The organism is Trueperella sp. LYQ143, assembly GCF_046599595.1.
Taxonomy (GTDB): Bacteria; Actinomycetota; Actinomycetes; order Actinomycetales; family Actinomycetaceae; genus Trueperella.
The window spans coordinates 1-13,836 of record NZ_JBKIWR010000019.1 but is presented as its reverse complement, the minus strand read 5'-3'; the positions used below and the strand labels follow the sequence as shown (position 1 = coordinate 13,836).

Genomic DNA, 13,836 nt, shown 5'->3' with positions numbered 1-13,836 from the left:
CACCATGCGAGCATCCCCACGATTAAAGCTAATAAGTCAGTGCTGCTATAACAGAGCTGTTATAGGAGCTGTTATAGCAGCCGGACGATTCCCCTGTTAACGCAGGCAGCTCCCGCAAAAACTCCCGCAATTACGCAATGGCACGGCAGGTTGCCAAGCACCCGCGCCGTAGATCACTCAACAAAAGCATTCAGCAGTAAGCAAATAACGGGGAACCAATATTATTAACGCAGATCAACAAGGAGCGGAATCTCCATCTCCGCCGGAGTCAGTGAACCATGTACGCCAATCAAGGACATCGCCGACGGACTTTGCACCCGAGAATCCACAACCACGTAGTCCTCACGCGCAAAAACCAGGACGTCACCGATGACCTGCCGCAGTTGCGGCGTCACCTCGCCGAATAGACCGCATGAGATCGCTTCATCCGCAGTATAAATCCACGCTCGATCTTCTAATACATCTCGGTAGTGTTGCGCCACTTCGTCGGGGCACGCACTGTACAGATGCACCGCACGGGATTCCCCCGCCACCACATCCACGTCAGCTTTCAACTCACGGTATTGCGCAATATTGATTGCCTCACGCGCATCGATCATGCCGTGATCGGCTGTCACGATCAGTAACGTCTGCGCAGGCAACATGCGCCGCAACCGCCGTAATTCCGCGTCAAAATGTTCTAGCTGCGCAGTCCACGATTCGGATTGCCATCCATGCTTATGACCCGTGGAATCTAAATCTCCCCAATACAGATAGACGATATCTGCTCCCCCGCGTAACTGGGCGAGCGCGGCGTCAACTCGTTGCGATAAATCCTGCGCCACAACTGTTTGACCCCCGCGTAATGCCGCATTCGTCAAACCAGAGTTCACATACTTCTTCGGCTGGATCTTCACTAAACTAATCGGTTTGTCCTCATCAACCCGACGCAGATCCCCCGCCTCGCAGCGCTCAAAGAAACTTGGCACAGGCTGCCACGCCACCGGATCGACCTGCGGATGATTCCATGCAATCAGATTGAAAATATCATTCGTCTGTGGCACCCGTAAGGCGTATCCAGCCATGTGGGTACGCCCCGGCAGGCACCCCGTACCAAAGGCGCTGATCCCCGCCACTGTCGTTGAGGGAACCACGGTGACGATAGGATCGCCTAAACCAATACTCCGAATCGTTGGCGCATGCCCTAACCGTTGCGCTAACTGGTGATACCCCAACCCGTCAACCAGAACAACGCAGGCCCGCCGCGCTTGTGGGAATTCAAAATGGCCAGAGCGGGATGGCTCCGGCGAAGTATCGTCAATACCAATCGCCCGGAAGATACTCGGAATAACCTCAGCTAGTTCACCGATTCGGCTGATCGTCAGCGGTCGTTTAGTCATTGCGGGCTATCGCCGCCTCTAACGCAGCAACAAAATGTAGGCCGCGGGCAAATTGTTCTTCATCTGCTTCACGATCAATAAATACGCCCATATCCTCGTTGGTCACCACTGCGACGTAACCGTGCTCATTGACGCACGCCGGATCATCACAGCTCGCTGGATGGATCTCTTGAGTCCACGTCAGCCCCCAGCGCAGCCGCAAGAACACCGAATTCAGCTCCCCGATACCGCCATCGGTAAAACCACGCCGTCGGCAAATAATGTGTTCTTTAATCTGGGCAATACGGATGGTATGAATTGTTGTTGCCCATTCACCACGCTCATCCAGATCATGGATGGTGTCTGTGCTGATCGTCAGTAGGCGCGCGGGCGTCAGGATATACACCATGAGATGCTCATAGACGGAATCAATATCGAATACGGTTTCCGGGCGAACATAAAATGAGCAGATTGGCTCTGCTCCCACCGCCTGCTCGATATCCTCCCATAGCGGAGATTGACCCGCTGGATTTTGGATGATTACGGCTTTTAGCTCATCGTGTAAATCTTGATCCACGTCGCTATTGTCCCAAATCTCATCCTGTTACCGCACGACTCGTCAGCAACATCACGCCGACACAGCGCCCGATATCGCCAGGTCATAGCGCGAACCGCCCGATAATGGGCAAATGGCGAAGACTACAGAGCACATCGTCGATATTGACGTCTCCCAGGAGATGCGCACATCTTTCCTTGAGTATTCCTACTCGGTGATCTATGCGCGCGCTTTACCGGATGCACGCGACGGGCTGAAACCAGTTCAACGCCGAATTCTCTACCAGATGGACCGCATGGGATTGCGTCCCGATCGCGCACACGTCAAGTCCTCGCGCGTGGTCGGCGAGGTTATGGGGCGCCTCCACCCTCACGGCGATGTGGCAATCTATGACGCTATGGTTCGATTAGCTCAACCCTTCACGATGCGTCTTCCCTTGGTTGACGGGCATGGCAACTTCGGCTCACTTGATGATGGTCCGGCTGCACCCCGATACACCGAAGCTCGGCTCGCCCCCGCAGCCATCGCTATGACTGCCTCACTGGACGAAGACGTCGTCACTATGTTGCCAAACTATGACGGCTCCGATACCCAGCCGGAGGTTTTGCCAGCAGCGATCCCGAATCTGCTGGTCAATGGCACATCTGGCATCGCCGTTGGAATGGCGACGAATATGGCGCCACATAATCTCAATGAAGTAATCGCCGGCGCCCAACATCTGCTTATGCACCCAGAGGCGAGCTTAGATGAGTTAATGCGTTTCATTCCAGGGCCGGACCTGCCAGAAGGCGGAAAGATCGTCGGGCTAGATGGCGTGCGGCAAGCCTACGAGACTGGTCGCGGGATCTTCCGTACCCGAGCAACTGCCCATATTGAAAATATTTCTGCCCGCAAAAAGGGAATCATCTTCACCGAATTGCCCTACCTCGTCGGGGTAGAAAAGGTTATTGAAAAGATCAAAGACGGCGTCCAATCCAAGAAGCTGCAAGGTATCTCTGGGGTACAGAACCTCACTGATCGCAAGCATGGCACCCGCTTGGTCGTGGAAGTGAAGAATTCTTTTAATCCAGAAGCCGTTCTTGCCGCGCTGTATCAAAACACCCCCTTGGAAGAGTCTTTTGGAATTAACAACGTCGCCCTCGTTGACGGTCAGCCACGTACTCTAGGATTAAAACAACTCCTTGAAGTATTCCTTCACCACCGCGTTGACGTCACTCGCCGACGCACACAATTCCGCCTAGCGAAAGCCAAAGATCGACTCCACTTAGTCGATGGCTTGCTCATGATCTTGGTTGATATTGACGAAGCCATCGCGGTCATTCGCTCGTCGGATGATTCGGCCATGGCCTGCGATCGCCTGATGAAAGTCTTTGATCTGAGTGAGGTACAGGCCGAATATATCCTGCAGTTACGTTTGCGCCGGCTGACGAAGTTCTCTCAGCTAGAGCTAGAAGCAGAACGTGACCAACTGCGCGATACTATCGCTGAATTGACGGAAATCCTTGAATCTGAGCGGGCTTTACATCAGCTCGTCTCCGATGAACTTGGGCAGGTCGCACAAGAATTTGGCACTCCCCGTCGCACTGTCTTACTTGAAGCTGAAGCGGCTGCCCCAACTGGCGCAGAAAAGCCCCTTCGAGTCGCTGATGACCCGTGCTGGGTCATTCTCTCAGCCGATGGGCGTATCGCGCGAATCGTCGGAGAAAATCCTCCGAGCCGCAGCGGGCCACGCTCCACTCATGACACGGTTGCTGGGCTTGTTTACACCACTAATCGTTCCCATGTGGGTCTGCTGTGTTCTGATGGCTCGCTACAGCGGCTCTCTGTTTTGGATATTCCCGCTATTCCAGATACCGAGGCTGCCCCGAGTTTGAGCGCGGGGGCGCAGGCAAATGAGCTTATCCTCATGGGTAAGGGCACTCGCATTATTTCCCTCGTAGATTTAACCTCGGATGCCTCTCCCCTAGCCATTGCAACGGCACAGGGCAAGATCAAACGAGTCAAGCCCGATTATCCTGATAAGGGAAGCATAGATCTTATTACCCTGCTTGACGATGACGTCGTTATCGGCGCTCACCCTGCCACGGATAACGATCAGATTGTTCTGGTAACGTCCAATGCTCAGCTCTTACGTTTTGATGCCGACGCTGTTCGCCCCCAAGGGCGTAGCGGGCAGGGAATCGTCGGCATCCGCCTTTCCCCTGACGCACAGGTTATCGCAATGGGTGTTGTTCCTCGCGATGATCTTGCCGCGCACGGCGTTGTTACTATCGCCGGAACGTCTACGTCCTTGCCTGGCACAATGCCCGGATCAGCTAAAGTCACTCCCCTGGATCGCTACCCCGCAAAAGGGCGCGGCACCGGCGGGGTTCGCACGCAACGATTCGTGCGTGGCGAAGATATCCTACAACAGGCCTGGGTTGGGCCGCTCCCGCCTCGGGCAAGTGGTCCACACGGTAAGCCGGTGCCGTTGCCCGAGATTGACGAACGCCGCGATGCCTCCGGCAGTGTGCTGACGCATGTGGTTAGCGCTATCGGATAATCATCGCCGGTAGCTGAGACGCAGAAAACCGAGCGAGCAGGGCGGCTATAGGCGTTTTGCTCGCTCGGTTTTCTGCGCGTTACCGCCGTCATCTACTACCCCTAAGCCATATCCTGTGCTATTCACCCTCGCTAGCTACTTACCGCTACCTTTCGCGAGCGCCGTATGCCTTGTAGCGACCAGCTCATTACGTCCTGCGTCCTCGCCATATCTCGATATGTATGCTAGCTAGTAAACATAAGCACGCCGATACCGCACAGTGGCACAAATCGCCGAATATTAACTATGACGTTGTGCCTTTCGGTTTCAGAACGTCTATGCGGCTACCTGGCGTATGCGTCACCCGCAGTCGAATCGTCACCCAGTCGCATTATCGCCACTCGAATTGCGTCGGAAAATCGGCTACGTGTATTCCGTTTTCTCTGAGCATCCCTGCGTTACGGCGATACCGTATTAACGCGCTATTTTGTTATCGCGCTCAGCTAGACGTCAATGGTGAGAATATTCGTCTGGGCTACCCGCTGGAAACCAAAATGCTCAAAGACCGTCACTAATTGTTCCCCGTTATTCCCTGAAACAATATCGACGTCAATCCCAATAAAAGATAACCCGGCTGAACGGAAACGATCCATTGCAGTCATAATGAGCGAGGTTGCCACATGCTTTCCCCGCCAATCAGGTAAGACGACAATCTCTTCAACGTAGCCTTCATCAATGACGTCATGACCTTGCGGGCTTACCGCAGAAGCAAATCCAGAGGCGAGCAGATAACCTGCCAAACGTGGCCGATCACCAAACATATCCACAGCAGCGAGGCACCATTCGCCGCGCATTGAATCCAGCCGCGCCGACCACATCGCCTTATTATGCTTCGACCACGCTGGAGTTCGCGCCAATACGCGGTTATGAGCTTTGCGCGCGTCATTAACCCATTCGGAGGACAACGGCACAATATGCATATACGGCGAAAGCTCCACGACCTCATGCATCTGCGCTAAATCGCGCCGCATTTGCACGAATCTCGATTCCTCCTGGAAACCTAATTCTTGAGCGAGGGAAAGCAGCACCCGATGTTCGGCATCCACGTACATACGCGCACGTGCCGATTCAATCCCCGCGCGTTGTGCCACAATCCGGGCAGCTCCCAACTGGCGCTCAAGGAGCTGCGTCCCTAAGCCGTGTTCCCGCCAATAGGAAACGACTCCACCAGAAATGGTAATAGGTTGTTGCCCGTTATTGACCACTGGCGTACGAGCCAGACCGAAAGCAATGAGCTCAGAATTAACCCATGCGCCTTGTGCGCTCCACACGTGCGACGGGCGAAAGTAGGATTCCACCTCCGCTAGCGTCGTCCGAATTGGCGAGGAATCAGCAGTTTCAATATCAGTAATCAGCCTGAGAACATCGGTGACGTGCTCGGCGTGTAACGCAGTCCAATTCCACGGGGTATTAGCCATCAGATATCAATTGAATAGAGAATTTGTGACGATCCTTCGATAAATCCGTAGGTCGTCAAGAATTGGGTTGATGGCGTCGTCTCTGATACGACAGGAACATTAATCTGCATCAAACCCGCATCTATTGCCGGTTCAATAAGTGCCAAAATGAGATCGGTTCCGTTGCCTTGATGCCGATACCCACGGTCAATGCCATAGAAACCGACCCGTAGCTCGCCATCCGATTCCCGAGAACACAGGGAATATCCCACAAGCTGTGAATCATCAATTAGCAACAGTGAGAGATCGTGATCCATTGCCGAAATGCGCTCACACCAGTCTTTTTCTGATAGGGGCTGACGACGGTCCATCACCATTGATACGCGATTGTGCAAGCGGAGAACTTCTGTGCGGTGAACCTCATCAAAGGTGACGATATGTAAACCGCGCTCTTGTAACCGCTGACGTGCCTGTGCGCTCTGGCGACAATGTGAAGAGCTTAAAGGTAAGACCATGTACGTCCAACGAGACTGCGGAGAAAAACCACCCGCAGCAAGCAAGCGTCGGCGCTCCATATTCGCTAAACTCACCCGAGAGCGAATCGAGGCAGGCAGATCGTGACCTGCCTGCAACATCATTTGGCGGGCCCGACCATCTTGCCATTCCAGTAACGCCCGACCAATTCCTCGCCCTCGCCACTGTGGGCGAATAGCGCCAAATACATCGGCTTGTGCTTCCGTCAGCGGGTGCGGGTGGACGGATACTAAACCGACCGCTTGAACAACTCCGGCAAAATCACGGCCAATGATGGCGTCAACATGGGAATGTTTTGTGATGTCATCAAGCCACCAGGTTAACGTCATCACCAGGCGCGTCTCATCAAAGATCTCAGGATCAATCGACTCATCTAGCATCTGCCGCAACTCTGGCAGATCTGCCGAATCAAGCTGCGACCACGTCAATCCCAGATGGCGTGACGGGAGAGGAAGCTCCTCCGGCGCAGCCAGACGCTGCGCTAATGATCGTCCTGTGAGTATTCCCGTCATATAGCCCAGTGTACCGAAAGTCCCGGATGAACACTGCCTAACGCAAAGATGTGGGCACTGTTGTGGGAATACCCGCAGTTTATATTTCCGCATTAGCCGACGGACGTATCGCCGCGGTATATGCGGATATGCCAGTTTTTACTCGACGCTGGCACCGTTTTCTTGCCGGCATCGTTTTGACGCGCGAGCTGACACTATCGGGGACGGTAAAAGAAACGGGGAGATCATCTCTGTACAGGTAGTGCCATTTAGTGAGCGTGTTGTAGACGATCCTGGACTTCCTGCCGGTATCTCAGTTGACGTATCCCCTGGTATAAACGGGAGTCTCAGCACATATAGGGAAACGTTAGAAACACGCACCGGCGAGGTGGCTATCATATCCTCAGAAGTTACCTCTTTGTCTGTTGATAAAGTGATCCGGCGTGGCACAAACACCGATATATAAACCGATATATAAGCTGTCAGGCACTACATATCTAAGGGCTAAATATCGATCTGTTCCCGAGAAATATCATCGGCACCAGCAACAATAAATTCCTTACGTGGCGCCACTTCTGATCCCATTAACAGTTCAAAGGTTTCCTCCGCATAGCGCAGGGCTTCCTCGTCAGCTAGGGAAATGCGGCGTAGGGTGCGGCGCAGCGGATCCATCGTCGTCTCGGCAAGCTGATCGGCGTCCATCTCCCCCAATCCTTTATATCGCTGGATGGGTTCTTTATAATTCCGACCCTGCTTACGTAGCCGATCAAGAACGCTATGTAGTTCCGCGTCTGAATAGGTATAAATGTATTCACGCCCTTTTGCCCCGCGCCCGGAAACCTCAATGCGATGCAACGGCGGTACTGCCGCATAGACGCGACCAGCTTCCACCAATGGGCGCATATAGCGGAAAAACAGCGTCAACAAAAGGGTGCGGATATGGGCGCCGTCCACATCAGCATCCGTCATGAAAATAATTTTTCCGTACCGCGCCGAATCGACGTCGAAGGTACGCCCGGAGCCAGCGCCAACAACCTGGATAATGGAGGAGACTTCCTGGTTCTTGAGAATATCCGTTGGCGAGGCCTTCTGGACATTCAAGATTTTCCCTCGGATTGGTAGCAATGCCTGGAACTCCGAATTGCGAGCCAGTTTCGCAGTGCCAAGTGCCGAATCACCCTCAACGATAAACAATTCCGTGTGGTCAATATCTTCTGAGCGGCAATCGGCAAGTTTTGCTGGCAGGCTAGAAGTCTCTAAGGCATTCTTACGGCGAGAGATCTCCTTTTGCGTGCGTGCGGCCACCCGCGCCCGCATCTCGGAGACGATCTTCTCCAAGAGCCGCATATTCTCCATTTTTGCATCGCGCTTTGTTGAGTTAAGGCATGCCGTCAACTCAGTTTCCACCACACGTGCGACAATTTGGCGAATAGGCGCCGTTCCAAGCACCTCTTTCGTCTGCCCTTCAAACTGCGGCTCGGGGAAACGCACGGCAACCACGGCAGTTAGCCCAGCCAGAATATCGTCTTTCTCGATTCGTGGATCGCGGGCAGTAACTTTCAATTGCCGAGATTTTGATTCAATCTGTGCCCGCAAGACTTTCGTCACGCCTTGTTCAAAGCCGGTTAAATGGGTGCCGCCCTTGGGGGTGGCGATGATATTGACGAAAGACTCTTCCCGAGTGTCGTATCCGTTACCCCAGCGCAGTGCGATTTGCACCTCACATGTGCGTTCAACGTCGTGCGGGCGCAGATGATGCGACTTCTTATCAAGGATCTGCACTGTCTCCATGAACGTGCCCGTACCGCGGAGCAGCATTGTGCGCGTCAATGCCGGATCAGTTGCAATATGATCGACGAAATCAACGACGCCTCCGTCATATTGGAATACTTCCTCAACAATATGACCTGCTTTATCAACCGTCGCCGTACGCATATCCCGGACCGTGATTTGTAACCCAGGGACGAGAAATGCTTTCTCCCGAACTCGCTCAATGAGGTGTTCGTAATTGAATTCAGTATTTGACGGGAAGATCTCCGGATCAGCCCAGTAACGGACCCGCGTGCCTGTTACTTTCTTAGCGACTTTACCCGTCACCCGCAATTGTGAGGTTTCGGTAAAAGGAGTAAAGGGCGCATCGGGACGCGGCTCTTTACCATCACGATATATCCCTGGCTCGCCGCGCTTAAAGGACATCTCCCATACTTTGCCGTCTCGCTGCACAGCCACATCCAGGCGCTCTGATAACGCATTAACGACGGAGGCACCTACACCGTGCAGACCACCGGCTGAGCCATACATTGACGAATCAAATTTTCCTCCAGCGTGGAGCTTGGTATAAACCACTTCCACACCAGAAGCTCCCGTCCCCGGAACCTCATCTACTGGGATACCTCGACCATCATCACTGACTTCGACTGAACCATCGGCATATAACACGACGCCGATATGCCGTGCGTACCCCTCTGTTGCCTCATCAACACTGTTATCGATAATCTCCCACAAGCAATGCATAAGGCCACGCGAGTCAGTTGAGCCGATATACATACCAGGACGCTTGCGTACCGCTTCTAGACCTTCAAGAACAGAAAGATGCCGAGCGGTGTATTGCTGATTATCTACTGATGACACGAGCACATCTTAATCGGGGAGTTTTCTTCCCAATGAGAAGCCACTCGTGGTGTGGACAAATATCACACGTTACCCCTGGCTATATCACCTCCGCCGCTTTACCGCAGGTAAACAAATCAGATACGCAACGCATATCGCGGCACGTATCGCAGGCGTCGGGCTGGCTCGCGAGCGAGCATGCGGCACTGGGATAGCTCGCGTCAGTTTAGTAATGCGATCCGAGTTCACCGACTTCGATATCTGATTCCGATGCAGTTACTTCGGCTACTCGATATGGATTGATGTCGCGTCGCGGCTAAAACTGGGCTAAAACTATCTCGTGCTCCCTTGGGGCAAGACGCCTGATTGAGCAGCTAACACGGGCGTCAATATCACCGAATCTCAGCAGAGCAATATGCCTGAAATTGGCGGCAACAATACAATTACTTATCGCCAATAAACACCAATAGTGCCCTATTCAGCGTCAATACGCCCAGTTTCATCAATAATGCGAATGGCGACCTTTTCCAGCGATGCTCGGTGCTCGCGCGCATGGTGGGCGCAGAAAAATAGTTCGCCACTAGCCAGTTCGACGCGCACATACGCTTGGGCATGGCAGGCGTCGCATCGATCTGTTGCTGTCAACTGTGGAGTCTCTACTACTGCATTCACATAGTAGATATAAGCATGAATATCGATTCTCGTCTGCTTCATCTCACTATCTTTCGCGTGGGGCAAAATGATTGCAATGTGAGAGAGTAAGGATATGTGTTCTTACGGGTTTGCTGTTGTCGATGTTGAGACGACCGGGCTATCCCCACAACAGGACCGAATCATCGAAATCGCCATTCTTCAATTGGACTCACAGTTACGGGAAACCGCCCAATTTCACAGCCTTATTAACCCGCAGATCCCAATACAGGCCAGCCACATTCACGGTTTATCCGACGCTGACGTTGCACAAGCCCCCACCTTCGGCGATATTGCCGAGGAAGTCTGCCAGGCATTGGACGGGCGTCGTTTTGTTGCGCACAATGCGCGCTTCGACCGGGAATTTATTAATGCCGAATTATGCCGCACTGAACGTGGTGAACGGATTGAGGCTGCACATAGCGTATGTACTCTCGATCAATCACGGATATACTGCCCGCCAGGATCACATTCCCTTGCCGGTTTGGCTCAACGTTTAGGGTTGCAAGTACAGCCGACACATCGAGCTATCCATGACGCTGCCGTCTGCGCTGAATTACTCCGGCTCTTCATTACTCGCGAATCGCATGATATGCGTTTTTGCACAGAAGCCCGTAGCCATGACGGTAGCCGCGTATTACCGAATCAGTGGAGTAGCGCAAAACCCTGGCAGTACTAGAAGCCACAGCGATAGCGAACATGCCCCACAGTGCCTGCTATGTTCCCTTTTTCGCTGGTCACATTGCCTATTAGCTAGCCAGAATCGTTCTTTTATTTGAGGGGCAAGCTCATCTCGCTACCGAATAATCCGCCTGCCTAAACAGCATTATTCGTCTATCGCATAGCGCTGTGACCGTGGAATACCATATCGAGTCTATTCCCTAGCTTCCCTAGCTGGTTTCCATTAGCGGGTTTCTCACGGCTTTCTCCCTCTCTTCCCCGCCGCCTAAGGCTTCCACAAGGCAGGATCTCATTGGCGTTTCCCGTCGGGAGGGGAAATATTCATTAGTGCGCGATCACCGATGATTTTTATCGATTCATCAGCCGCTGGCTTAGTTAGCTCTCATCGGCGCATAAAAACTCTCTCATTTATTTTTTCTCTGCTAGAGGGCCGCTCAGGAGCTCTTGCTTCCCTTATCTTTGCTGCTTTCGCGATCTTTTACCCTTTCCCTTCTCTTCTTTTGCCCCAATCAAACTTTGACCAACAGTTCCACCAAGCATAGGATGTGGTGTATGGCACAAATATCTAATGTGAATGAATCACCAGCGTCACGACGCTTCCAACACAAAATATCCGTGCTTGCCGGTGCCGGCATGTTCATTGACGGATTTGACGTCTCTGTCATCGCCGTTGCACTACCCGGCCTCAAAAAATCATGGGATATTACTAGCCCACTTATCTCTGGAATTATTGCTTCCTCCGTCGTCATCGGCATGTTCTTCGGCATGATGTGCGGTGGAATGTTGGTCGATAAATTTGGCCGACGTAAAATGTACATGTTTGATCTCGTCGGCTTTGTAGTATTCGCACTGCTAGCCGCACTCACCCAAAACGTCTGGCAGCTTATCTTCACTCGTTTCGCCCTCGGAATCTTCATCGGCGCAGATTACCCCATCAGTTCCTCAATGACGGCGGAATTTACTGCGCCATTCCGCCGCGGGCGCATGATTATCTTTATGTCCCTGCTGTGGCAATTAGGCTCCTTCACAGCATATCTGGCTGGTATCGCGCTCTTTAACGTCGGCGATCAGGCCTGGCGCTGGATGCTTTTCCTTGGTGCTGTTATTGCTGCCGTCGTCATCGTCTTACGCCATTCTGTTCCCGAATCTCCACGCTGGTTGCGCGCCCAAGGACGCGCGGCAGAAGCAAAACGTATCGAACGCGAAGTCAAACGCGAACACGATTTCACCATGTCCACCGCTGACACTGTTGCCCAGGCTAAAGGCCGGTGGGTTGATCTGTTTAGCCCGCAATCCCTGCGCGCAACTATTTTCTGTTCAAGTTTCTGGTTCGCTTTCGGCGTGTCTTTCTACGGGATTCAAATGTACACGCCCACTATCTTGACGCCCTTCACTGAAGGCCGACCGCACCTTGCCTTCCTCGGAGCGGCATTAATTGCGTTCCTCGGAGTTGTCGGCGCTGGTCTTGGCATGTTTACCGTTGAGCGTTTTGGCCGACGCAAGCAGATCCTCTCTTGCTTCGCCCTGATGATTATCGCGCTCGTCACCCTCGCCTTGTGGACGAAACCGCCATTGGTTCCCCTTATCATCATGCTTTCCGTGACGATTCTGGCTGCAAACCTTGGTCCGGGAGTGTTGAACATGGTCTACCCCAATGAAATGTTCCCCACGCGATTGCGCGGTACTGGAGTTGGCTTCGCCGGATCGGTTTCCCGCATCGGATCTATCCTTGGCGTGCTGGTATTCCCACTCCTCGTCACCAATTGGGGAATGAATAAGGCCACCTGGCTATTTGCTGGCGTCGCCATTATCGGAATGATTATTTCCTTCTTCCTCGCTCCGGAAACGAAAGGGCGCTCAATTGCTGAGGTCGATCAGTTAGCGGATAACGGCTGGCGTGATCGCTTTGGCAACCGCGTGTTCTATGGCACGTATGACGACCCGAATGCTCGCGTGTAGGTCAGGTCAGAGAACAATGGAAGATTTCTTTGCAACGACGACGGATGACGAGCTTGTGGCGGCTGGGCAGCTCCACGCATATCTCATCCCAGAGCCGACCAGCCGCCGCGAGATATTCAAGTACCGCGATGCTTTTGTCGGCCTCGATTATCTCGCCCCGCAACCCGAGGAGGCCCTCCACCTCACGGTTGCTCGGTTCAAACAGGCCGACGACGCGAGCTTGCGCGAGCTGCTCCCTGAACTGGCCAATAATTCTCATATTCGGGCACTGCCAGTTCTCTCTGGGCGCTGGCACGATCCTATATGTGCTAACCATTCAGCCATCATGCACTGTGATATTCCTAGATGGGATGAGCTCATCGCAGCGACGAATGCCTGTGCTCACGAGGTCCTAGGAAGCGATGCCGTCTGTTATCCGGCCCCTTTTGCTTCCCACCTCACCCTCGCATACGGAATCGGGCAAGGCGCAGATGACTGTGTGATATCTGCAATGTCTGAGTGCCGACGTACCCGAAATATCACCCTGCCAACGCAAGAGGTTTTCTCCTGTCTGGCTTGGTGTATGGTGCGCCAACATCGAGATCAGGGCATCTACACCTTTGAGGTCCTGACTACGACTCCGTTTACCCAATAAGGATCGAGATCGGCCCTAGCTCAGATATAGCGATGAGCTAGGGCCGATCTGTGCGTATGCATGAAAGGTGATCTGCGCGCAGATATATAGGTCTTCCGGTTGCAGGTGTGAATCCGCGCGCAGATCGTATAGATCCCGCTCAAGATGTATATATCCCGGTCACAGACGTATAGATTCCACGAGTAAACGTATAAATCCCGCTCACAGATGTACAGATCTTCCGGTGGGAATCGTTTTCCCGATGGTATGCGGAAAGTAATGGGAGGCATAAGAGGGAATACGCCCCCTCAGTTCCTGATCTCCCCTATCATCCTGCGTGAGCTATCAGGGGTGGGGGGGGGGGGG

Annotated in this window: 11 protein-coding genes; 5 read left to right on the top strand and 6 right to left on the bottom strand. The window is 53.2% G+C overall.

Features of this window, described 5'->3' with window-relative positions; all coding sequences use genetic code 11:
- Positions 1 to 224 precede the first annotated feature (224 nt).
- Together ACLHIL_RS07680 and ACLHIL_RS07675 are read right to left on the bottom strand one after the other, a co-directional pair.
- A complete protein-coding gene (locus ACLHIL_RS07680; RefSeq protein ID WP_411297375.1) occupies positions 225 to 1,379 on the bottom strand; it encodes an alkaline phosphatase family protein in 1,155 nt (384 codons plus the stop codon).
- Positions 1,372 to 1,935 carry a DUF5998 family protein gene (locus ACLHIL_RS07675; protein WP_411297374.1) on the bottom strand — a complete coding sequence of 188 codons (564 nt, stop codon included), beginning with the start codon at positions 1,933 to 1,935 and terminating at the stop codon, positions 1,372 to 1,374. Before ACLHIL_RS07675 ends, ACLHIL_RS07680 begins: the two co-directional genes overlap by 8 nt.
- Positions 1,936 to 2,047: 112 nt before the next feature.
- Between ACLHIL_RS07675 and ACLHIL_RS07670 the strand changes: the two genes are divergently transcribed.
- A complete protein-coding gene (locus ACLHIL_RS07670; protein WP_411297373.1) occupies positions 2,048 to 4,456 on the top strand; it encodes a DNA topoisomerase (ATP-hydrolyzing) subunit A in 2,409 nt (802 codons plus the stop codon).
- 482 nt (positions 4,457 to 4,938) lie between these two features.
- On the opposite strand, the gene ACLHIL_RS07665 is transcribed toward ACLHIL_RS07670, so the two are convergent.
- Together ACLHIL_RS07665 and ACLHIL_RS07660 are read right to left on the bottom strand one after the other, a co-directional pair.
- The gene (locus ACLHIL_RS07665; RefSeq protein ID WP_411297372.1) at positions 4,939 to 5,913 is read right to left on the bottom strand and encodes a GNAT family N-acetyltransferase; all 975 of its coding nucleotides are present in this window, start codon (positions 5,911 to 5,913) and stop codon (positions 4,939 to 4,941) included.
- Entirely contained in the window at positions 5,913 to 6,938 is a 1,026-nt protein-coding gene (locus ACLHIL_RS07660; protein WP_411297371.1) for a GNAT family N-acetyltransferase, read from the bottom strand. The genes ACLHIL_RS07665 and ACLHIL_RS07660 overlap by 1 nt, the downstream gene beginning before the upstream one ends.
- Positions 6,939 to 7,179: 241 nt before the next feature.
- Between ACLHIL_RS07660 and ACLHIL_RS07655 the strand changes: the two genes are divergently transcribed.
- The gene (locus tag ACLHIL_RS07655) at positions 7,180 to 7,383 is read left to right on the top strand and encodes a G5 domain-containing protein (protein ID WP_411297370.1); all 204 of its coding nucleotides are present in this window, start codon (positions 7,180 to 7,182) and stop codon (positions 7,381 to 7,383) included.
- A gap of 38 nt (positions 7,384 to 7,421) precedes the next feature.
- Here ACLHIL_RS07655 and ACLHIL_RS07650 read toward each other — a convergent pair whose 3' ends face one another.
- A complete protein-coding gene (locus ACLHIL_RS07650; RefSeq protein ID WP_411297369.1) occupies positions 7,422 to 9,548 on the bottom strand; it encodes a type IIA DNA topoisomerase subunit B in 2,127 nt (708 codons plus the stop codon).
- A gap of 453 nt (positions 9,549 to 10,001) precedes the next feature.
- Positions 10,002 to 10,241 (bottom strand): hypothetical protein, encoded by a 240-nt coding sequence (locus tag ACLHIL_RS07645; RefSeq protein WP_411297368.1) that lies wholly within the window; start codon positions 10,239 to 10,241, stop codon positions 10,002 to 10,004.
- 52 nt (positions 10,242 to 10,293) lie between these two features.
- Here ACLHIL_RS07645 and ACLHIL_RS07640 point away from each other — a divergent pair, with 52 nt between their 5' ends.
- The 3 genes from ACLHIL_RS07640 (at position 10,294) to ACLHIL_RS07630 (ending at position 13,491) form a co-directional block, all read left to right on the top strand.
- Positions 10,294 to 10,896: a PolC-type DNA polymerase III gene (locus tag ACLHIL_RS07640; protein ID WP_411297367.1), complete on the top strand. Its 603-nt coding sequence runs from the start codon at positions 10,294 to 10,296 to the stop codon at positions 10,894 to 10,896.
- 554 nt (positions 10,897 to 11,450) lie between these two features.
- Complete coding sequence (locus ACLHIL_RS07635; protein ID WP_411297366.1) at positions 11,451 to 12,857, top strand: MFS transporter; 1,407 nt, start codon at positions 11,451 to 11,453, stop codon at positions 12,855 to 12,857.
- Positions 12,858 to 12,873: 16 nt separating this feature from the next.
- Positions 12,874 to 13,491, top strand: coding sequence for a hypothetical protein (locus ACLHIL_RS07630; RefSeq protein ID WP_411297365.1), 618 nt, complete (start codon positions 12,874 to 12,876; stop codon positions 13,489 to 13,491).
- Positions 13,492 to 13,836 lie beyond the last annotated feature (345 nt).